Origin of the sequence: Neobacillus rhizosphaerae, from assembly GCF_937468385.1 — a bacterium.
GTDB lineage: Bacteria > Bacillota > Bacilli > Bacillales > Cytobacillaceae > Neobacillus > Neobacillus rhizosphaerae.
On sequence record NZ_CALBWS010000029.1, the window covers coordinates 42977 to 65744 of the forward strand.

Below are 22768 nucleotides of genomic sequence, written 5' to 3' on the forward strand. Positions count from 1 at the left end.
AGGCTTATAGATTTTAAGTACGATCCATTAACTAAAAAATGAATAAGAGCGCTCTTACTGTCCAAAGGACGCTAGAATCCTGCGACTTTAGTCGTGAGAAGTTCAATTATATGGGATCGGAACCATGAAAATGGTAAAATAATAAAAAACTAGAGAAAAAGGTGGGCCGCGAGGATATGAACAAAATAGAAATAATAGCACGTCGAATACTAGGTTGGAAATTAAATACATGGGATAAATGGTATGATTACGAAAATGGTATTTTCATTCAAGGGTTTCAACCCGAGCAAAGCCTTGATCATGCGATGCTAATCGTTAAAAGGCTAGAAGAGTTAGGATTTACTTATACAACAAAAGGGGTTTCCGAGGTCTGCTTTAATGAGGTATGCGCAACTGGTGATACGTTAGCACAAGCAATCACGAATGCTGCCTACTCACTCGCTGATAATAGCACAATTGCTGATGAATGGCTGTAGAATTTTCGTACCTGTCACGCCCCTAGTGACAAGTAATGGAATGACACCGTTCTGCAACTAAAGAACATGTTTAGTTGCAGAGCGGTTTTTATCTCATGTTTATTCAATGTGCTTGAAGTTTTTATCATTCTTACTCCCAAAAAACTATCATGAGCCTCAACTCCCAACCCTACCATAGAAATAAATGTAGAGAACAAGCCGTAGTCACCTAATAAAGGCGGTGAGAGCAGAGCTATACTTCACATCTTTCGTCTAGTGAAATGGGTATTTCACTTTAACTGGTTAAAGTGATTCATTTTTGCGGCTCTCCGCCCCTTTTCCACAAAAAAGTAGGTTCTTATTTATTATGTACTCTCCTTCATTTGCTCAGGGTGAGTCTGGATAGACAAGAAGACTAATGGAATTGCCTCAAATGTGTCTATATAGAAGCCCATTACGTTGTATTTAAGTTTGGTCACTATTTAACTGCTTGAAGTACTGATACTTATCTTCTTTAACTAGTTTATATGGGGGGAGGCTTGAGCTATTATTTAATAATTCATTAAAAGTATCAAGCAGACTAGCCAATGAAGTCTGTTCGTCTTCACCCATGATAAACATAATGCCGTATTCTATAAGACCCTCGTTAATTTCTTCTTTCCAAACAATACTTCCGTTCAATTGAAGGGGCTTACCAAGGATTTCCGTTTTAAACTCAAACTGGACATCCCCTCTAACAGGTAATCTTAGGTTTGAAACATAGCGAAGACCGCCAATGCTCATATCTTCAATTAATACATTTGATTTTCCTAATTGCATACTACGACCTGCAATGGATATAAGCCGCATATCAGCCGCAAGTGGATAGGGGAAATGAAGCCGGTCATGTTTTCGTTTGTTTTGTTTTGCTTTTAATTTAGGGTCCATTGGTGGCAATGTCTTTTTTTGTAAAATCGGTTCAAACTCATCAGTTGGGACTGGGTGGCTAAATAAATAGCCCTGAATTTCATCGCATTGCTCTTTTTGCAGAATTTCTAATTGCTGAATCGTTTCCACACCTTCTGCGACCACTTTTATTTGTAATCCTTTGGCCATATAAATAATCGATTTTGTGATAAACAAGTCCCGATCGCCCTGGTCCATGTTCCGTATGAATGATTTATCAATTTTAATCACATCAAATGGAAATTTTGTTAAATAGGCAAGGGAAGAATAGCCAGTTCCAAAATCATCTAATGCAATTTTTATTCCCAATTCTTTTAATGAATAAATGGTATTTTTTACCATTTTTTTATTGTTTAAAAACAAACTTTCCGTTATTTCAAATTCTAAATCATCAGGATGAATGCCTGCTTCTCGAATTACTTTTGCGACTGCACTAGGCCAATCTGGTTTCGTAAAATGAACAGCAGAGATGTTAATGGAAATTGGGACAGTTTGGTGTTGCTCTATTTTCCATTTTTTTATTTGATTACATACTTCTTTTAAGACCCAATCATCTATCTCTGTAATTAAACCAATTTCTTCAGCTATCGTGAGAAATTCGTGGGGGGAAATAATCCCCCATTCTGGATGATTCCATCGGATCAGAGCTTCTGCACTAATGATTTGATTGGAATGCGCATCGACTCGAGGTTGATAAAAAAGAGTCATTTCATTATTTTTTATGGCTTTTTTTAAATCTCGGCCAATGCTAAAGGCTTTATATGACTGAATACTACTAGAGTGAGAGATTATTTTATAATTGTTTTTACCACTTTTTTGAGAATTGTATAACGCAAGTTCAGCATTTCGTAATAATTCGATACTACTTACTCCATTATAAGGGTATGTACTAATCCCAACACTTGCCGTCACATACAATTGAAAGTCTTTAATATAGAAAGGCTCTTTTAAACTTTCAATCATTTGATCAGCCTTTTCTTTCAGTGACTCAATCGAACCCATCTTTCCTATTAATACGATAAATTCATCACCGCCATGGCGGGAAAGCATATCATCGGAAGTTAAGTGTGTAGAAAGACGTTCAGAGATTTGTATTAACAATTCGTCGCCAATTTGGTGTCCGAGCGTATCGTTAACGTATTTGAAACGGTCCATATCGAAAATCATAATCGCAAATTTTTGATTACTGTTAGCATACTCATCCGTTAGTTGTTGTAGCTTTTCGTAGAACTTTTGTCGATTTGGCAGTTTCGTTAAGTAATCATAATCAGACAAATACTTAACTTTTTCATTTAATACTTTTTGCTCTGTAATATCTGTACTTAGGCCATTTAATTGAATGAGTTTTCCGTCAGCATCTAAGGTAGGAATCGCATACTCTTGCACCCATCTAATGTCACCATTCTTATGAATAATGCGGTATTGATGATGTAGGATATTTCCAGCTTCTAATTTTTGCTGACCTTCCAAATAGTGGGGTAAATCTTCCGGGTAAATAATAGAGGTCCAGAGGATTCCATTATTAAAATCTTCTGTTGAATAGCCACTTATCTTTTCACTACCCTTAGAACTGTTTAAGCATTGACCTGATTGGACATTCGTCGACCAAATTCCAACATCAGGATTGCTATAAAGCTGATTTAACTGTTTTTCTTTTTCTGATACATGATCAGAAATTTTGCTGCTTGTGATATCTTGAATAAATCCAATCAAACCATCAAGATTTCCCTTTTTATCAAGAAGAATTTCTCCATGTTCATAAAGATAACGAACGGTTTTATCTCTTCTAAGTAATCTATACTCTATTTGATACCCAGTCCTATCACTTAAAGCCTTTTCAATTGTATTTTTTACTCGATTGCGATCGTCAGAATGTACATACTGTAAAAGTTGATTAAGTGTGAGGAAATCCTTTTTTCTCCCATTTATTCCGAAAATAACCGGAAATTGTTTAGAAAAATAATGGCGATCGTTGATGGCGTCGTAGTGGAAATTGCAAATATTTTCAAGCGCATTAAAGGTATCCTTGTGCTTTTTGAATCGAAGCAGTTCTTCTTCCTGCGCTTTATATTCAGTGATATTTTTTACGATTACATAGATATCCATGCCAGCATTCGTTTTTATAGGAATAAGTGTGACGTTGATATCGATGGTCTTTCCGTTTTTACAGCGCCCCAAGGCATTAAATTTTTGCCTCATGCCTAAGAGTGCTTTTTCAAAAAATTGTTTTTCTACAATTGTTTCATATTTAATGAAGACATCTAAAAATGGTTTTGTGAAATCCTGCTCAATATACCCATATTGTTTGGCAAATGCGTGGTTATAAGAAATGAGGTTCCCGTCCATGTCTAATTTGATAATAGCATTCAAGTGATCATAAATTTCAGGATGAATAGCTCCCTTACTAGCTATGGGGTGAATTAACTGTTCTATTGTCGTTTTAAAAAGCCTTTTCATTCTGTAACTACCCCTCACTTGATGTATATAATGAAACAAAAATTCGATATAATATCCATTTTTACATATATGAAACAGTATTCTCATATTTTAGGTTACCATGGCTTTCGGTACCTGTCACTACATGAATTTTGTGAACAAAATCTGGTGCTAGGCGCCATCCTAGTAATTTCAATCTATCATGGTGGTTGATGTAAAAATTGTACTAGTGGTAAGTAACAATAAACGGTAGGATGAGATTCGCTGATAAAACCTTGATTTTCGCTGATAAATCATAAAATTCGCTGATAAAAGTCACCTATTCGCTGATAAACTATTAAAAATCGCTGATAAGTTGAATATAACCTATGAAGTATTTTAAGATTTAAAGAGGAAGGATGTGATTCAATGACTGATTCTACCAAAAGTCAATTCAAAAGATTAACTGAAATATTTTGGATTTCAACCAAGCTCGGATTAACTTCGTTTGGAGGTCCTATTGCTCATTTGGGATATTTTCACAATGAATATGTGCGCAAAAGAAAATGGTTAGATGAACGTAGCTATGCTGACCTTGTTGCCCTATGTCAGTTCCTTCCTGGACCAGCTAGTAGTCAGGTTGGCATTGGTATTGGTGTCATGCGTGCTGGTGTATTAGGTGGAATTGTGGCATTCCTAGGCTTTACACTTCCATCCGTTATAGCGCTCATGTTATTTGCTTTTATCCTAAAAGGTATGAACGTGAACAGCACGGGCTGGATTCATGGATTAAAGATCGTAGCTGTCGTTGTAGTCGCTCAAGCCATTATCGGCATGGCTCAAAAGTTAACTCCAGATCTAAAGAGGAAATCGATTGCGCTGTTCGCTCTTGTAGGAACATTAATCTGGCATAACACGTATACACAAGTGGCTATTATTCTTGCTTCTGCCATCGTTGGGTATATATTTTTTAAGCAAAATGAAATAGAAAAGGACGTAACGATAACGGTTCCTTTATCCCGTCGATTTGCTTTTATTTGCTTAATAATTTTCTTTAGTTTACTCATTGTTCTTCCAATTCTTAGAGAAATAACGTCATATAAATGGATTGCCCTCTTTGATAGCTTCTATCGTTCAGGTTCGCTTGTTTTTGGGGGAGGGCATGTTGTACTTCCCTTACTTGAACGTGAATTTGTTCCGACAGGCTGGATTAGTAAAGAAAATTTCTTAACCGGTTATGGTGCAGCCCAGGCAGTTCCTGGACCACTATTCACTTTTGCGGCTTATTTAGGGACCGTTATTAATGGGTGGAAGGGCGGACTTTTAGCGACACTTGCTATTTTTCTGCCAGCTTTTCTTTTGATCATGGGGGCCTTACCATTTTGGGATACTCTCCGAAGAAATCCAAAAGTCAATGGAGCCCTATTAGGTGTAAACGCAGCTGTTGTAGGGATATTACTAGCTGCTTTCTATTCACCTATTTGGATAAGCTCGATATTGTCACCCATTGACTTTGCTTTTGGTTCCATACTGTTTAGTTTACTGGTTTATTGGAAGCTTCCTCCATGGATTGTCGTGCTTTCAGGAGCGCTTGGAGGTTTTCTTATATCTCTTCTTTAGTGAATAGGGTCAAACCGCCATGAGGAACCGTTATGTGTGACTGGATAATTTGAGCGCAGACCCCCACTCAGCTCATATCGATATACTTTGAGGGAGGTCTGTATAGAAGAAATGTAGATTCGCAGCTGTATGAGTGTAAGATTTAATGCCTTCTTCAACAAGGTTTGCATGAAATTTAGTTTCGAAACCTTGAATTAACAGGGTTTTAGGACAGATTTTATCAAAGGTATGATTTTTGTTGGAATATGGGGATATACGTTGAGTCATGTAGGTTCATTAGAATGGAATCATTTTCTGGGGAATATTGTTCTTTTTTCTGTAAAATCGTATCGGTTGTTCGACAACAAAATCTTTTCTTGCGAGATGAACCAAGGCTCTCAATCACAGGGTTTACATCGTATTTAATCCCAAATAAATCATCAAGAGAAGCCGATGATTCGGCTGCTTTTATGATGATAATGCTTTTTTGAAAAATAGGTAATAATTTATTTACTGAGTTTATTACGCTCTAATTGCTTTTGAATTCCAGACCGATCTATTTGAATCCAATATTCTTTAATTTTTTCTTCTTCTATTCTATATACTGCACTGGCGATTTCAATAACTGGGAGTCCTGTGGGTGAATACCCATCAACTTCTCCTACATGTGTGCCTACTTGCTTCCAACGTACATATACCTTATTTCCTTGAGCTAGCATTTCTTGAATGTCTACAGAAAAGGTACCGTAGGCTTCGATCATCTCTCTGACATGATCAGCATAATCATGCGGCGTTCTTATAACGGTTACGTCTTCCTCGGAAATCATTTGGTGAGCTAATACTTGGTCTGCCATTAAGTTTATTGCGTAATCAGGATTATGACCTGAGCGTACTTCTTCAAAAAATGTTCTAACAATTTGTTCTGGTGTCATGTGAAATCCTCCATATTAGTATCAATCATTATTCTACCAGATGCTGTTCGAATTTAGCCTTCTATTTTGAAATTCAACCCCATCAATTGCCGAAATAAACTAACTGTTTTAGAGATTCGTAGAATAATGAGAGGGTAGGGTTAAAACCTAATTATGAGTTAAATAGTATAGTTAAAGAAGATCTCATTAAAGATTAAAAAAAGATTACAAATTGGTTACATAGAGCTTTTAAATAAGGTGAGAAAATCAGGCTTAAACAGCTTATAGGTTAGCATTCGGTGGTACTTCTATTGTTTGTAATGTTAAGAGTATATACTTCCATTTATGTTATTTAATTTATAAATTACTGATAAATAACCAGATTTGGTGGATGTTTTTCGTATTAAGTTTCTTTATTATATTTATAGATTACATAAATGACATTTAAGGAAGTGCAACAATTGAAAAAGAATCTAGTAACAGCAGCTGCAACTGCTGGGCTTATATTTACTGCTTTTGGAGCCTCTGCAAGTGCACAAGAACCTACATATACAGTTCGTCCAGGAGATAGCCTTTGGAAAATCTCTAATGTAAACCATGTTTCTATTAATCAATTAAAGGATTGGAATCATCTTTCAAGTGATACAATCTATGTAAATCAAAAGCTATCACTTACCTACACAGTTAAATCAGGTGATAGTCTTTGGGTAATTGCAAAATCGTATGGTACAACTGTAAGTGACCTTAAGAACTTAAATGGATTAACATCAGATTTCATTCGGATCGGTCAGCAATTGAAAATATCAGGTTTGAATTCAAGTACTCCGGCTTTGACATCTACTACAACTTCTAACAATACGTCATATATTGTCCAGAAAGGTGACTCCCTTTCTGTGATAGGGGCTCGATTTAATCAATCGGTTTCCCGGCTTAAATCAATGAACCAATTAACAACTGATACTATCTATGCAGGACAAAAGTTAATTGTGAGAAGTGCGGGTTCAAATGCAGTTATAACTACCGAAAAACCTATTGCGAAGTCTGATTCAACAGCAATTGAAAAACCAGCGGCATCGTCTGATTCAACAGCAGTTGAAAAACCAGCAACACCGTCTGATTCAACAGCAGTTGAAAAACCAGCAACACCGTCCGATTCAACAGCAGTTGAAAAACCAGCAACACCATCTGATTCAACAGCAGTTGAAAAACCAGCAACACCGTCTGATTCAACAGCAGTTGAAAAACCAGCAACACCATCTGATTCAACAGCAGTTGAAAAACCAGCGTCACCGTCTGATTCAACAGCAGTTGAAAAATCACCGGCGACTTCTACTTCAACAGTACAGGCAATTATTGATGAGGCTAAGAAATACATTGGTTCACCATATCGCTGGGGGGGAAATACTCCTGCAGGATTTGATTGTAGTGGTTTTACCAAATATGTATTTGATAAACAAGGCGTTTCATTACCACGAACAGCTGCATCACAATGGGATGCAACCACACCTGTAAATTCGCCAAGTGTAGGGGATCTTGTGTTTTTTGAAACATACAAAGTAGGACCATCACATGTTGGAATCTACTTAGGAAACAACAAGTTCATTAGTGCTGCATCTTCAGGTGTCACCATCTCTGATATGACATCATCGTATTGGAAGACTAGATATCTCGGTGCAAAATCTGCTTTTTAATTAATAGGTTATGAATAGATTTCGTTGATAACTGAAATCAATATACAGGTAGCATAACAAGAGCAAACCATCTCTTTGAGCCTGACACCTGCCAAGTGAGGCAGGATAGGTATATAAATGGTTAAACCTCCTTTAAGGGGGTTTATTTTTTTGTTAAAATTTGGCTGTTTTCGCAAATGCAGTTGCTTTTCTTACTAAAATTCATAATTCCTTTGATTAGGATGGGAATTTTTATTCAATTCATGATTTTAAATGCTAATCCCACCAATTTTTCGCTCAAAGGTCTTGCTATATTCAGTTTATCTTGGAATTAAAATGGTTTATCAGCGAGTATGTTCCTTTTATCAGCGACTTTTATGATATATCAGCGACTTTTAAGTAGTTCTTATTTTATCTAACCATTACTCAGCCTTTGCTATTGAAATATTATTTCATCAAGTTTTTGGACTGTTCTAATTGTATCAAGATAATTAAACTCATTTTGTTTCCAAATCTCGATAAGTTCAGATGTTGGCATGTTAACGAGTTTTACTATTTTCTCTTCAAAGTATTCTTTTATAAGTAAATCTAGCTTAATTGATAGTGAAATATATTCGGAGCTCGCCGACCCTTTTTGAATATATAATTCATGTAAATTACTTTTAAGATTAAATATTTCCATTAAGAGTTTTATATTTTCCTTTTCAACATATTCCTTTGCCTTCATCATACACCTCTAATTATTAATTTTTTAACTATGATTTTGGAAAGCATGATGATAGGAACTTATATGTTCCTATTAAAGAAGGAGCCTTTGAATGTAATTCCATAACCGATATTGATAGTAGCACAGTCGCATTTTTATGTGAACGCGGATTTGAAAAGTACAAATATTGCAAAAAACGGTAAATGATATTGATATATCAATGGAAAATAAAGCTTCTCTATTTATTTATTGATACTAAGCGATTTCTTAATTGGGGGAGGTTTTTAGCGCATCGGAATAAATTTTAAAGTAATAGCATTTTGTCTAAAAGTAAAAATATTTATAAATTACTAACAATTGATTACCACTGTTTTAATTAGTGTTTGATTGAAAGGGAAAATGGTCGCGTTTTGTCCTAAAGATATTAAAAAGAAAGGCAGAAGGCTAAAAAGTAAAAGCATTCTGTCTTTCTTAATTTTTATAACTTAAAATAACCACGAAGTAAATAAGAGATCCATTTGCAATGAGGATGATTTCGAATGTTTTCTAGTAACCCTTTCACAATCGCAGGACTTAAAGTTGGTTCAAGTAACTGCTCTTTTAGCAGGATTAACGATTCTTTTTCAATCGGTTCTACCATTTCTTTTATTTTTTGTTCCATGATTTCGAGGATCTGTTCCTTCTTTGTTCCTTCTTCATTCATTGGATGGTTAAACATTTGAAAAAGCTCTTGTGAGATAAAGGGAACGGTTGTATGTCTCGCAAGTAAATTTGTTTTTTCCACAAGCGACTTAGACAGTTTGTTCACATCCAACGGCACATTAGAGAATAAAAATAACGTAGAATAAGTATTCATAAAGCCTTTTATGCAATAAATTAAATCATATTTTGTTTGTTTGACCTCTTTACCATATAAACGTTCAATCATTGATAAGATAACTGTCTCGAATAATCTGTCGTAGTAATGCATTTTTAAAATTAATTCTTTATTAATTGATTGCCCTTGCTCTTTCATGAGAATTTTGGCGAAATCAGAATGCTTATGAAAAGAATCAAACGTTGCGTAATAAAATTTATATAATAGTTCTTTATCATCATTTGTGTTTCTGACTATATAGTCAATCTCAGAGATGAATTGCATCATAAAATGATTAATTAATGCTAAAATCAATTCGTCCTTTGACTTGAAAGATAAGTAAAAAGCACCTTTAGAAATACCACAATGCTCTGTTATTTGCTGAACTGAGGTGGCTTCAAAACCTTGTTTTGCAAAAAGTTCTAATGCTTTTTCCATAATTAATTGTTTTTTTATCATATTACTTGATCGCTCCTATGGTCAAAGATGTCCAGCTTCAGCGCCTAAGGGCTCGAGGTCACAAGCCAATCCGTCCAAAAGGTTAAAGAACAACCTTTCGGCAGGCTCGTCTTGTACTTGGCTACAAAAAGCTAACGCTTTATGTACGAATTAAGGGCAACTAAGCACTTTCTAGTGCTAAATCGTCCTATATACCCTTGACCAAGGCGCTTGGGCTTTTCTCAATTCGTTGACAAATGACTCGTTAGTCATTATTATAAGGAAATGAGCTTGATAAGTCAATTTAGGGTAGGTGTAATAGTGAAGGGTTTAGTCAATTTTGTCCTAAAAAATAAACTAGCAGTATGGCTGCTTACCATCATCATTACAGTATCTGGTATTTATTCAGGTACAAGGATGAATATGGAGACGATCCCGAATATCTCGATTCCTTACTTAATGGTAATGGATGTATATCCTGGAGCCACTCCTGAAAAAGTAATGGAAGATGTGTCTAAGCCTATTGAAAAAGCGTTAGAAGGCCTTGACCATGTGAAATCCGTTTATTCAAATTCATATTCTAACATGTCCAGTATTCAAGTAGAATACGAATATGGTATAGATATGGATGAGGCGAAACGTGCCTTACAATCTGCGTTAGATGCAGTGAAATTACCAGAAGGAGCACAAAAGCCTACAACTACAGCCATTAGCATGAACATGATGCCAGTTGTTGCCTTAAGTGTAAGTAGTTCAAAAGAGGATATTGTTGGATTAACGTCAACAGTACAGGAAAGTTTATTACCAAAAATCGAGAAAATCAATGGTGTTGCGTCTGCAACGATTACTGGTCAGCATATTGAAGAAGTAGACCTGACGTATAATAAAGCAAAAATGGATCAATTTGGCTTAACAGAAGATAAAGTCAAACAAATGATTCAAGCAAGTAACCTAGCTGTTTCATTAGGACTCTACCAGTTTAAAGAAGGTGAACAAGCTGTAGCCATAGACGGCAAGTTCATGACCGCTGATGAATTAAAGAATATGCTTATTCCTGTCACACCTTCAGCCGCAAATCCGTCACCATTTGTGAAGCTTAGCGATATTGCGACAATTGACGTAGTAGGTAAAGTACAATCGATTTCCCGTACAAACGGTAAAGAGGCTATTGCGATTCAAATTGTCAAAGGTCAACAAGCCAACACGGTTGATGTTGTAAACAAAGTGAAGAAGTTAGTTAAAGAAGAAAAGGCAAAAGTTGATGGTCTTGTCATTGATGTAACCCTTGATCAAGGGAAACCAATTGAAGATTCCGTATCAACGATGATTGAAAAAGCGTTATTTGGTGGTTTAATTGCCGTATTAATTATCCTTCTATTCTTACGTGATTTCAAATCAACCATTATTTCGATCGTATCGATTCCAGTTTCGATTTTCATGGCGTTACTGCTGTTAAACTGGATGAATATTACGCTGAATATTATGACGCTTGGTGCGATCACGGTTGCCATTGGTCGTGTCATCGATGACTCCATCGTAGTAGTGGAAAATATTTACCGAAGACTCCATTTAAAAGAAGAGAAATTAACTGGTCGCGCCCTTGTACGTGAAGCGACAATTGAAATGTTCAAACCAATCATGTCCTCAACCTTAGTAACGGTTGCGGTATTCGCACCACTGATCTTCGTTGGTGGAATGGTCGGCGAGCTGTTCATGCCGTTCGCCTTAACGATGGCGTTTGCGCTTGGGGCTTCGTTACTTGTGGCGATTACCATCGTTCCGGCCCTTTCGCACTTCTTATTTAAGAAAAAGTTATATGGTGAAAAGACTAAGAAAAGTCATAAAGAGGCTGGGGAATTAGCAAAATGGTATAAATGGTTCCTGGAAAAGGTCCTTAACCATAAAGTAATTGCTTCAATCCTTGCTGTTGTTTTATTAGCAGGCAGTTTGGCGTTAACGCCTTTAATCGGCTTTAGCTTCATGGGTAGTGAAGAAGATAAAGTGATGTACTTATCGTACACACCAAAGGCAGGCGAGCTGCCGGAAGATACACAGGCAAACATTAAAGTAGTTGAAGAGAAGATGCTCAAACGTGATGATATTAATATCGTTCAAGTATCTGTAACCAAAGCTGGTGATACCTCGGCAGCGATGATGGGTGGTGGCGGATCAGGCGGTGCATTAATGTACCTTATTTTTGACCCGAAAATGGATAACTTCCCAGAAGTCCGTGATGAAATTGAAAAGTATGTGACTAACATTGGTCAATCAGGCAAATGGAAGAGTCAGAACTTCGGTTCGATGTCGGGGTCTACAAATGAAGTCAGCTATTCATTCTACAGTGAAAATTTAGATAAACTAAATAAATCTGTAAAAATGGTAGAAGGCGTTTTGAAGAAAAATAACGGTTTAAAAGATGTTACTTCAACTGCAGAGGATGCCTACGTTGAGTATACATTCAAAGTAGAACAAAATGAATTACTGAAGTATGGTTTAACAACGGGGCAACTCGTCATGATGTTAAGCCCAGCAAAAACACAAAATGTGTTAACAAAGGTTGAAAAAAATGGTGACACATTAGATGTCATCGTTCAGCAAGAACAAGCTGCCCAACCAAAATCAATCGATGATATGTTGGCAACACCGGTACCGACAGCACTTGGTACGACAATGCCACTTTCTGAGCTTGTCACTGTGAAGAAAGGAACAACCTTAAATACACTTGCACGTAGTAAAGGTGAATACTTCGCAACCGTTTCAGGGAAAATTAAAGGTGCGGATATTTCAAAAGTAACATCTAAAGTAGATAAAGATATTAAAAAATTAGATTTACCTAAAGGTGTTACAGTTGATGTTGCTGGTGTAACTGCAGATATGAATGACACATTTACCAAACTTGGTGTAGCCATGGCTGCGGCAATTGCCATCGTGTACTTCATCCTTGTTGTCACATTCCGTGAAGGTGTCGCACCATTTGCGATCCTATTCTCGTTACCATTTGCGGTCATTGGTTCATTTGTTGGTTTATTAATCGGTGGTGAAACCATCTCAGTCTCTGTTATGATGGGTCTCTTAATGTTAATCGGTATCGTTGTAACGAATGCCATCGTCCTTGTAGACCGGATTATTCATATGGAACGGGATGGATTGGGTATGCGTGAAGCGATTCTAGAAGCTGGTGCAACACGTCTCCGTCCAATCCTGATGACAGCAATCGCTACGATCGGTGCGCTAATCCCATTAGCCCTTGGTTCAGGCGGTGGCGGTTTAATCTCGAAAGGTCTTGGTATTACCGTAATCGGTGGTTTAACAAGTTCAACGTTATTAACGCTAATTGTTGTACCAATCGTTTATGAAATATTGTCTAAGTTATTCAAGAAAAACCGTAAAGAAATAGATGAAAACTAAAGGATTTATCCTACAATGTTGGTTGAAATTTAGAATTTGTATCAGCACACTAGGAAAAGTTACCTGAGCCAGGCGCATGACGCCTGGCTTTTTGCTGTTTTTGAAGGGGGACTGGAGGTGTTGGTGGGTAAAATGGGGAAAGTGACGGGTAAATCGGAAAAATGGACGGGTAAAATCTAATTTTAGACGGGTAAATCACTCAAAGTGACGGGTAAGTGGGGAATCCCTCTAAAAATATTACTTAAAAAGGAAAACAAGGAAGAAATTATCACGAAAAATAAGCAACTCCTTCAATCACATAAGGAAAAGTTACCTGAGCCAGGCATGACGCCTGGCTTTTTGCTGTTTTTGAAGGGGGACAGAAGGTGTTGGTAGGTAAAATGGGGAAATTGACGGGTAAATCGGAAAAATCGACGGGTAAAATCTAATTTTAGACGGGTAAATCATTCGAAATGACGGGTAAATCGGTAAGTTTCCTTTATCTCAGTCGGAGTGCTCCAGTTCATACGCCGATAAATGGTCACTTGCGGTTTTTTAAAGAACTTAAGATTTTTGTAAGAAATGAGTAAGAAAAAAGAGATTTCCATATCTTACAATAAGAGTAATTAATAGTTGAGGAGAGTTTATACCATGTCTTATCTATTAACAACAAGCAATCTTTCAAAAGTGTTTCATGGTAAAGAAGTGATTTCTCAGGTGAATATGAATGTAAAAAAAGGAGAAATCTATGGGGTTCTTGGTCCAAATGGTGCGGGGGAAACGACTATAATGAAGATAATGGCCAATTTAATTAAACCGACAAGCGGAGAGATTTAAATTTTTGGAGTAAAATATGAAGTGTTAAAAAGGATGGAAACCATTATTGAATATACGAATATATGATTCCAGCATAACTCAAATGGATATTTCAAAAGCCCTTGTCCTAAATGATTTTGCAGTGGAATCGATAAGTAAGAAAATGAATTCTTTAGAAGACTACTTTTTAAAAGTTAATTAATGGGGGTAGGATCCATGCTTAATCTTATTAGATTAGAAATAAAAAAACATAAAATCGACAGTTCTATTAAAGGGGCGCTGGTTGCAACTGGTATTATTTTTGGTGTTATTCTTTTAGGTCTATATGTCTCAAAACTGGATCATGAACTTGTTTTCGAAAATTACGAAGTTGCCTTTAGCGCGATTGATACTTTAGTTAGAGCTGTTTTTATTATCTTCGCTTCCACTCTAGTTGCTAAACTTATTATTGACGAATATAAAAATAAGACGATAACGATATTATTTATGTACCCGATCAATAGAAAGAAAATCATTATCGCAAAGCTAATACTTATAGTCATCTTTACTTTTACGGCGATTATCTTTGCAAATACGATTATCACTACTTTGTTTTATTTTTTTAATGAAAAGATGCAATACATCCCAGATACGCTTTCACTTATTGTTGTAAAAAAACATGCATTGAAGGTTCTAATGAATGCTCTAGCTGCAACCGGAATGAGCTTGATACCTCTTTTTTTTGGTATGCGAAAATATTCAGTTCCAACAACCATCATCTCCTCGATAATAATTGTTTTCATCATTTGCTCTAACAATGGTGGAATGTCATTAAATGATATTATTATCATCCCTGCAACACTTGCATTTATTGGTGTGTTAATTGCCTATTTGGCAATTAAAAATATCGAGAAGGTGGATCTAATCGAATAATAAGAGTTTAGTAGATAATCTATTCGCTGTACTTGGCTTTGGTCTCTCAAATTTAGCGATTAGAAATTTAGAAAAGATTGATATAGTTAAATAATGATACAGCTTTCAAACGAATAAAAATGAATGCGCTATTCAGCAAAATGTGAAACCGATTTTTCTTAATGTAGGAAAAATCGGTTTTTTAGTTCCAGATATTGTCTTAGTGTTGATATTACGTCAAAATGTTCTGATGAGCCGTGCCAGAGATTGCAGAACTCCTTTTAACTTTTCCAAGTGAAATAATTCTTCCGATTAAAAGTGTGTTTGCAACGAATGATAATGTATGGAAGTATTGGTGTTTAGAGTATTTAGTAAAGCAGTTGCCATTGGAAGAAAGGGAACAATTAAAAGCCGATCTAATTAGAGTTGCTGAACAACCAAGCGAAGATGAAAAATTGGAAGAAGTTGATGCAATGGCATCTGAAATTTTACAAACCATGTAATAATTTTCGCTCTAGCAAAGAGGGTTTTAACAATAAATGGATTTTAGACTATGATAGAGAAAAAATAGATAGTATTTTTAAAGAAAAATAGTTCATATAGTGATAACCGATAATCAACTATCGGTTATTTTGATGCAATAAGAATTAACTCTGAAAAAGCCCGATTAAATACAAGATTCTATACATAACTTTTATATAGTTGGCTTATTTATAAAAAATCTTGGTCCACTGTCACCGTCCGAATTAAAGAAATGGAAAAAAACTTTATTTGTAATGGAACTTTTAGTATCGATAAATGCTCTAATTGCTAAAGATGCAGTGGGGGAGGAGAGACTAACGTTGTGATCACATCGATTTCGGATTCTACCATGTTGAAAAAAATAAAGAAGCAAGATATGACGGCAGTGATTGAGTGGTTTGATATCAGAAAATCAAAGTTTTATAAAATCGGTTGGGCATATCTGAAAAGCCATCATGATGTGGAGGATGTTTTTCATAATACGATTATTAAAGTCAATGAAAAAATCGGTCAGTTAAAGGAAGATAAATATTTTGAATCATGGGTGACCACGATCTTTATCAATGAATGTCGATCCATTTATCGAAAAAGAAAACAAAGAGAGATGACTAGTCCGCTAGATACGGAGGATAGTACTCCACTTGAAACAAAGTTGGAAGTGTTGGCAGAACTGGATCAGCTCGATGAGAAATATAAGGAAATGATTATTTTAAAATACCTGAAAGGCTACTCCCAGGAAGAAATTGCCGTGATCCTCAAATTGCCGGTTGGGACTGTTAAATCTAGATTGTATCGGGGCCTGATTCTGCTTAGGAAAATAATCGAGGAGGGTGAGGATGAATGAATTGTCGTGAGAGTCAAGAACAATTAATCGATTATTTAGAAGGAAATCTTGATGAAATAAGTAGAATTGAGCTAGAACTTCATTTACAGGGATGTGTTGGTTGTCAACAGGAAATGCGGGAATTACAGCAGCTTGTTGCGGCGCTTGAGTCAGATAGTGAGAGGATTCAAGTTCCTGACGATTTTATGAAAAATGTGCGCACTAAAGTGGCCAAAAGCCAAGAAAGCAGCCGAAAATCTTATAAACAGCGAGCAATGATTGGGTTGGTGGCCATGCTTTTCTTAACCGTATTTGTCGGAACAGCCGTGGCTACCAATAGTTTTGCCAGTGTCCTCGATTGGTGGAAGGATTTAAGTGCCAAGCAAGACGAGCAAACGCAGGATTATGTTCAGCATGGCTTAGGTGAGAGACTAAACTTAGCTGCAGAAAGCAATGGGGTGAAGGTGACGATCACGAGTGTTGTTGCCGATGACATCCAGACGCTCATCTATTATGAAATTGACGATCAAAACAAGGGAAATAAGTATATGATCAATTACAGTGATGGCCTGAAAATCGCTAATCAAGACCAAGATTGGAAAAGGGAAGATCATCCAGCGTACTTACCAGTCACGAATCATCTTAGCCTCTATTCAAAAACGGACCATGTATATAAAGGTCGACTAGGTGTTGCCCCGATGACCACTGATGTGGGAAGTATTCAGCTCGAGCTTAGTAAGCTTGAAAAGGTAACACAAACTCCTGGAGATCCGGACACCGCTCAGAGCGTATCAGGTGGAAAAAAGGAATTTGTTGCGGGAGATTGGCGTTTTGACATTCCGGTAAAAAAACATCCAGCGATTGTCCATAAGATTCACGTTGAGACGAAAATCGATGGGAATCCAATTATTTTTGATAAACTGACGATTGCCCCAACCATCACGGTATTATCGTATCGATATCGGAATGAAAATCCAGACAAAAGTATGGAGTACATTAAAATATCCAGCCTCGAAAGTAAGGGGAAGTTAGTTTATGACCAATTTGGATTGGGCGGTTATGGGGGAAGTAGCAGGTATGAAAAAGGCTGGAATTCAGCCGAAGCAACATTTGAATCGCTTTATTTTGAAAAACCAACAGACGTTAAGATTCACATTGATAGTGCGACATTTTCAGTTAGCAAGCACGCGAAATTTGCGATTGATAGTTCAAAAGGCTTGCCACAGTCCTTTGAGTATTTAGGGAATAAACTCACGATTGAACAAATGGAAATCGGTACTCCGACGAAAATTGTCATGACGGAAGAGCTGAACCCAAATCGGGCCTACGAAATGCTCGATTATCATTTTTATGACAAAGATGGTCATGGCGGAAGTGGGGCTAGTATCAATGGATATTACATCGATAAAAAGGGGGACAAATATAAAATAGGTGACTATTTGCTTCGTCAAAATGAGCTTGATCATCCACGAATGTTCTCTACTGAGCACCATATCGAGTTTTCAGGGGGGAATAATGTACCAGTGGGGGTAGAAATTGAAGGCTATAAAGTCACCTCATTTTACGATAAAGTGGTTGGAATTTCATTGGATTAATAGACTAGCAGGAAGAACCTAAATCGGGTTCTTCCTTTTTATTCTCTTTTCTGTGGAAAAGGGGCGGAGCGCCGCAAAAATGAATCACTTAAACCAGTTAAAGTGAAATACCCATTTCACTAGACGAAAGATGTGAAGTCTAGCTCTGCTCTCACCGCCTTTATTAGGTGACTACGGATTGTTCTCTACATTTATTTCTATGGTAGGGGTTGGGAGTTGAGGCTCATGATAGTTTTTTTAAATGATGACAGAAGCATGCCTGTTAACGCAGTATGACCAAATTTCTGAACGAATCTCCCTGGTGCCCTAACCGCGCGAATCGGCGGCCCATTCAGTTTATGATGAACCAAATCAAAAAGATCCGTGCCAAGCAAGGTAATACAAGAGGGATTACGTTACTCTATTATTTAATGTGAAAAAGAAGTATTGATAACTTACAAGAAGTAACTGTGGTAAAACCTAGATGTATAATTCTTGCCACTATTTAAAGGTAATTTTAAGAGTAGCTCACTCTATTGAAGTCAATAATAAAGAAATGTAAGATGAAATTATAGAGAAGATAAATTCAGTCCCACAAAAGGATTTTCACCATGTTTACTTCAATCAAACAGTAGTTTTTTTATTTCAATGGTATTCATATTTTCTTTCTTACTAAAAGAAATGGAGTGGTCAAAATGAAATTTTTCTTAGATACAGCAAATGTGGAAGAAATAAAAAGAATTAGTGCATTGGGACTTGTTGACGGCGTGACAACTAACCCATCAATTATTGCTAAAGAGGGTCGCCCGTTCGAAGAAGTAATTAAAGAGATTTGTAGTATTGTAGATGGACCTGTTAGTGCAGAGGTCATTGGTCTTCAGGCTGAGGAAATGATTAAAGAAGCACGCGTAATTGCACAATGGGCACCAAATGTCGTTGTGAAACTTCCAATGACTGAAGAAGGATTGAAAGCAGTCAATGTTTTAGCGAAAGAAAATATCAAAACAAATGTAACGTTGATTTTTTCTGTTGCACAAGGCCTAATGGCGGCAAAAGCAGGAGCAACTTTCATCAGCCCATTCCTGGGAAGACTCGATGATATTGGTGTAGATGGATTAGGTCTTATCAAACGATTAAAAGTTGTTCTTGAAAATTATGGATTAAAATCAGAGATTATTTCCGCAAGTATTCGTCATATTGGTCATATGGAAGCAGCAGCAGAGGCTGGTTCTCATATTGCCACAATTCCAGGATCACTTTTCCCTAAACTATGGGGACATCCATTAACAGATAAGGGAATTGAAGGTTTCTTGAAAGATTGGGGTTCCTATAATAAATCACTCATGGAGACAGGTGAATAATATGCAACTGTTAGATAATCAAATTGTCCAATCTCTCCGCGTACTTTCTATTGATATGATTGAAAAATCTAAGTCAGGTCACCCTGGTTTACCAATGGGAGCAGCACCAGCTGTAACGGCTTTATGGAGAAATCATTTTAAATTCAACCCAAATCATCCCAACTGGTTTAACCGTGATCGATTTGTCCTTTCTGCTGGCCATGGATCTGCCCTTCTTTACAGCTTACTCCATGTGTTTGGCTATGATTTGCCAATGTCTGAATTACAGCAATTTAGACAAATGGGAAGCTTAACTCCTGGTCATCCTGAATATAAACATACAGTCGGTGTTGACGGAACAACTGGACCTCTTGGGCAAGGCATTGCCATGGGAGTCGGGATGGCGATGACGGAAGCTCATCTAGCAGCCATGTATAATCGCCCTAATCATTCCATCGTCGATCACTATACCTACTTATTATGTGGTGATGGTTGTTTAATGGAGGGAATTTCCTACGAGGCGGCTTCTCTTGCCGGCCACTTACAACTTGGAAAACTTATTTTATTATATGACTCCAATAATATTTCACTAGATGGAGACTTAGATAAATCATTTACAGATGATATTGATTCTAGATTTCGCTCATGCGGCTGGCAAACACTCGTAGTGGAAGACGGTAATGACTTACAGGCAATCAATCATGCTATTAAGTTAGCTAAGACTGAGAAAAATAAACCAACCATCATTGAAGTAAAAACTGTTATTGGTTATGGTAGCCCAAATAAAGGGGGGAAATCAGCTGCACATGGTTCCCCACTTGGAACTGAAGAAGCTGAATTAACAAAGAAACATTATAACTGGGAACTACCAGCTTTTACGTTGCCGGAAGAAGTCGAAGCATTAAAAGAATATTATCAAAAAAAAGGAACCCAATTAGAAGAAGAATGGCTTCAAAAGTTGAATAGCTATTTTAAGGAATATCCAGAACTGGCAACAGAAGTTCAAGCCATGATAGATGGTTGCCTACCGGAAAACTGGGATGAAGCATTAAAGCTTTACTCAGAAGAATCTAAAGACATTGCTACTAGAGATGCTTCAGGAGTAGCACTCAATCAAATCTCTGAGAAATTACCTACCATTATGGGTGGATCAGCAGATTTATCTTCTTCGAATAAAACGATGCTAAATAACTTTGGTGATTTTGAACCTTCAAATTATGAAGGCAAAAATATTTGGTTCGGTGTTCGAGAATTTGCCATGGGCGGCATTTTGAATGGCATGGCACTACATGACGGGGTTCAACCTTTTGGTGGGACATTCTTTGTATTCTCCGATTATTTACGGTCAGCAGTACGTTCGTCGGCATTAATGGGGATTCCAGTTACCTATGTTATGACACACGATTCGATTGCTGTTGGTGAAGACGGACCAACACATGAGCCAATTGAACAGCTCGCCTCCTTCCGCGCAATGCCTGGACTTACCGTAATTCGGCCGGCAGATGCGAACGAAACGGTGGAAGCCTATCGCTATGCATTTGCACAAAAGGAAAATCCAGTCATGCTTGTCCTTAGTCGTCAAAACTTGCCGATTCTACCAGGTAGCTACCATAAAGCTAAAGAGGGAATTGAAAAAGGTGCCTATGTCCTTATAGAATCTAAAGAAAAACAAGCAGCTATCATTTTAATGGGTACAGGTTCAGAAGTATCACTGCTCTTAAACGCTCATAAAGTACTTGCTGAACAAGGTATCGATTCCTCTGTTGTCAGCATACCAAGCTGGGAGTTATTCGAAAAACAAAATGAAGAGTATAAAGAATCGGTATTACCAACAAATAATCAACGAAGATTGGCTTGCGAAATGGGATCAACCTTTGGTTGGCAAAAATATGTTGGCCGTGAAGGTGCAATCATTGGCATTGATAGCTTTGGCGCATCTGCACCTGGGGATCAGTTAATGGAGCACTATGGTTTTACAGTTGAAAATGTAGTCAATCAGGCAAAAGCCATCATCTCTGACTCTATCGTTAAAGCTAATTAGTTCATTTAAAGACTGTATAACTATTATTAATGGTTTTACAGTCTTTGCATTATTTGAGGGGGAAATTACATGCAAATGAAAAACACAATCATTGACACCTTGGTTATGGATTTCCTGGCCGTTTCTCAACAAGCTGCTGTTGCCTCATATCCCTGGATAGGTAGAGGAAATAAAATGGAAGCAGATGAGGCCGGTACGGGAGCGATGCGCAAACGGATGAACCTTATCGATATGTGTGGCGTAGTTGTCATTGGTGAAGGAGAAATGGATGAAGCTCCAATGCTATACATTAATGAGAAACTTGGCACTGGAAAGGGCCCATTAGTTGATATTGCAGTTGACCCTGTTGAGGGAACGACCTTAATGGCAAAAGGTCAGGAAAACTCGCTATCTGTTCTGGCTGTCGCTACTAGCGGAAGTTTATTACATGCTCCAGATATGTACATGAAAAAAATCGCCGTTGGACCAAAAGCTAAAGGCTGTATCAATATTGACTTACCACTAACGGAAAATATTAAATCTGTGGCTAATGCACTTGAAAAAGATATTAAGGAATTAACTATTATGATTCAGGATCGACCTCGTCATGAGGAATTAATTAATGAGGTTATTAAATCTGGAGCTAAAGTGAGACTTTTTTCTGATGTTGATATCACTGGTGCAATAGCAACTGCGATTGATGACTTAAACGTTGATATGTTAGTAGGGACAGGCGGCGCTCCAGAAGGTGTCATTGCAGCGACGGCATTAAAGTGTTTAGGTGGGGACTTTCAAGCTAGACTTCTTCCTCAAAATGAAGAGGAAATGAAACGTTGTATCTCGATGGGTATCACTCATCCTGAAAAGGCTTTGAAAATCGATGAAATTGTGAAAACAGATGATTGTTTCTTTGTCGCAACTGGGATCACAGATGGAATGTTATTGAGGGGTGTGCAAAAAAATGCAACTGGTGCAATGCTAACTCACTCTTTAGTTATCGTTGGAGGAGAAATAAAGAATTCACAATTTATTGACGCCAACTTTTTTTAAAAGGTATAGATTCCAAGTATACCTGCTAAATTCTTAAAGACGGGGTAACGAACCATTCCCATATAATCTCCCTTACTGTTTCGTGGAAACCATAAGGGAGATTTTATTTTGATTTATCAAAAAAGTGGCGTAAAACCCCTATCTTCAGAAAAGGGGATATAAGCCATGTTTTTTTACTTCCAATTACCAATAGAAACTAGTATAATAAAAATATAGAACAAATGTTCCGGTTGGAGGTGAAAGAAAATGGGACCACACAAAAAGAACATGAAAGAAAAGAAGAAAAAAGAGTCGAAAGGCGATATTGTTATTCGGAAATTTCCGCTCCGTTTAACCGGCGAGGAGAGAAG

15 protein-coding genes and 2 pseudogenes are annotated in these 22768 nt (G+C 37.1%); 13 read left to right on the forward strand and 4 right to left on the reverse strand.

The window, feature by feature from the left end:
• Positions 1-176: 176 nt before the first annotated feature.
• On the forward strand, positions 177-476 hold the full coding sequence (locus M5A78_RS18895) for a BC1872 family protein (RefSeq protein WP_248736839.1): 300 nt from the start codon (positions 177-179) through the stop codon (positions 474-476).
• Between the two features lie 444 nt (positions 477-920).
• Here the strand turns inward: M5A78_RS18895 and M5A78_RS18900 are convergent, their stop codons facing one another.
• Positions 921-3857, reverse strand: a complete 2937-nt coding sequence (locus tag M5A78_RS18900; RefSeq protein WP_248736840.1) for an EAL domain-containing protein — start codon at positions 3855-3857, stop codon at positions 921-923.
• A 387-nt stretch (positions 3858-4244) separates the two neighbouring features.
• On the opposite strand from M5A78_RS18900, the gene M5A78_RS18905 reads away from it, so the two are divergent.
• Positions 4245-5435 (forward strand): chromate transporter, encoded by a 1191-nt coding sequence (locus M5A78_RS18905; RefSeq protein WP_248736841.1) that lies wholly within the window; start codon positions 4245-4247, stop codon positions 5433-5435.
• A 485-nt stretch (positions 5436-5920) separates the two neighbouring features.
• On the opposite strand, the gene M5A78_RS18910 is transcribed toward M5A78_RS18905, so the two are convergent.
• Positions 5921-6346: an ester cyclase gene (locus M5A78_RS18910; protein WP_248736842.1), complete on the reverse strand. Its 426-nt coding sequence runs from the start codon at positions 6344-6346 to the stop codon at positions 5921-5923.
• Positions 6347-7677: 1331 nt separating this feature from the next.
• Between M5A78_RS18910 and M5A78_RS25015 the strand changes: the two are divergent.
• Positions 7678-8016 (forward strand): annotated as a pseudogene (locus tag M5A78_RS25015) (C40 family peptidase); the annotation flags it as partial.
• A gap of 415 nt (positions 8017-8431) precedes the next feature.
• Here the strand turns inward: M5A78_RS25015 and M5A78_RS18920 are convergent.
• Entirely contained in the window at positions 8432-8725 is a 294-nt protein-coding gene (locus M5A78_RS18920; protein WP_248736844.1) for a Spo0E family sporulation regulatory protein-aspartic acid phosphatase, read from the reverse strand.
• Positions 8726-9179: 454 nt separating this feature from the next.
• A complete protein-coding gene (locus M5A78_RS18925; protein WP_248736845.1) occupies positions 9180-10016 on the reverse strand; it encodes a TetR/AcrR family transcriptional regulator in 837 nt (278 codons plus the stop codon).
• 300 nt (positions 10017-10316) lie between these two features.
• On the opposite strand from M5A78_RS18925, the gene M5A78_RS18930 reads away from it, so the two are divergent.
• From M5A78_RS18930 to glpX, 10 genes and pseudogenes are all read left to right on the forward strand, one after another.
• The gene (locus M5A78_RS18930) at positions 10317-13403 is read left to right on the forward strand and encodes an efflux RND transporter permease subunit (RefSeq protein ID WP_248736846.1); all 3087 of its coding nucleotides are present in this window, start codon (positions 10317-10319) and stop codon (positions 13401-13403) included.
• Positions 13404-14033: 630 nt separating this feature from the next.
• Positions 14034-14216, forward strand: a pseudogene (locus tag M5A78_RS18935) (ATP-binding cassette domain-containing protein); the annotation flags it as partial.
• A 49-nt stretch (positions 14217-14265) separates the two neighbouring features.
• Positions 14266-14400 (forward strand): hypothetical protein, encoded by a 135-nt coding sequence (locus M5A78_RS24745; RefSeq protein WP_264760473.1) that lies wholly within the window; start codon positions 14266-14268, stop codon positions 14398-14400.
• A 14-nt stretch (positions 14401-14414) separates the two neighbouring features.
• The gene (locus M5A78_RS18940; protein WP_248736847.1) at positions 14415-15110 is read left to right on the forward strand and encodes an ABC transporter permease; all 696 of its coding nucleotides are present in this window, start codon (positions 14415-14417) and stop codon (positions 15108-15110) included.
• Between the two features lie 236 nt (positions 15111-15346).
• The gene (locus M5A78_RS18945; RefSeq protein WP_248736848.1) at positions 15347-15592 is read left to right on the forward strand and encodes a DUF5071 domain-containing protein; all 246 of its coding nucleotides are present in this window, start codon (positions 15347-15349) and stop codon (positions 15590-15592) included.
• A gap of 341 nt (positions 15593-15933) precedes the next feature.
• Positions 15934-16455: an RNA polymerase sigma factor gene (locus tag M5A78_RS18950; protein WP_248736849.1), complete on the forward strand. Its 522-nt coding sequence runs from the start codon at positions 15934-15936 to the stop codon at positions 16453-16455.
• The gene (locus M5A78_RS18955; protein WP_248736850.1) at positions 16452-18029 is read left to right on the forward strand and encodes a DUF4179 domain-containing protein; all 1578 of its coding nucleotides are present in this window, start codon (positions 16452-16454) and stop codon (positions 18027-18029) included. Before M5A78_RS18950 ends, M5A78_RS18955 begins: the two co-directional genes overlap by 4 nt.
• Before the next feature lie 674 nt (positions 18030-18703).
• Positions 18704-19369: a fructose-6-phosphate aldolase gene (gene fsa, locus M5A78_RS18960; RefSeq protein ID WP_248736851.1), complete on the forward strand. Its 666-nt coding sequence runs from the start codon at positions 18704-18706 to the stop codon at positions 19367-19369.
• A 1-nt stretch (position 19370) separates the two neighbouring features.
• Positions 19371-21389 (forward strand): transketolase, encoded by a 2019-nt coding sequence (tkt, locus tag M5A78_RS18965; RefSeq protein ID WP_248736856.1) that lies wholly within the window; start codon positions 19371-19373, stop codon positions 21387-21389.
• A gap of 69 nt (positions 21390-21458) precedes the next feature.
• Positions 21459-22418 (forward strand): class II fructose-bisphosphatase, encoded by a 960-nt coding sequence (glpX, locus tag M5A78_RS18970; RefSeq protein ID WP_248736852.1) that lies wholly within the window; start codon positions 21459-21461, stop codon positions 22416-22418.
• Positions 22419-22768 lie beyond the last annotated feature (350 nt).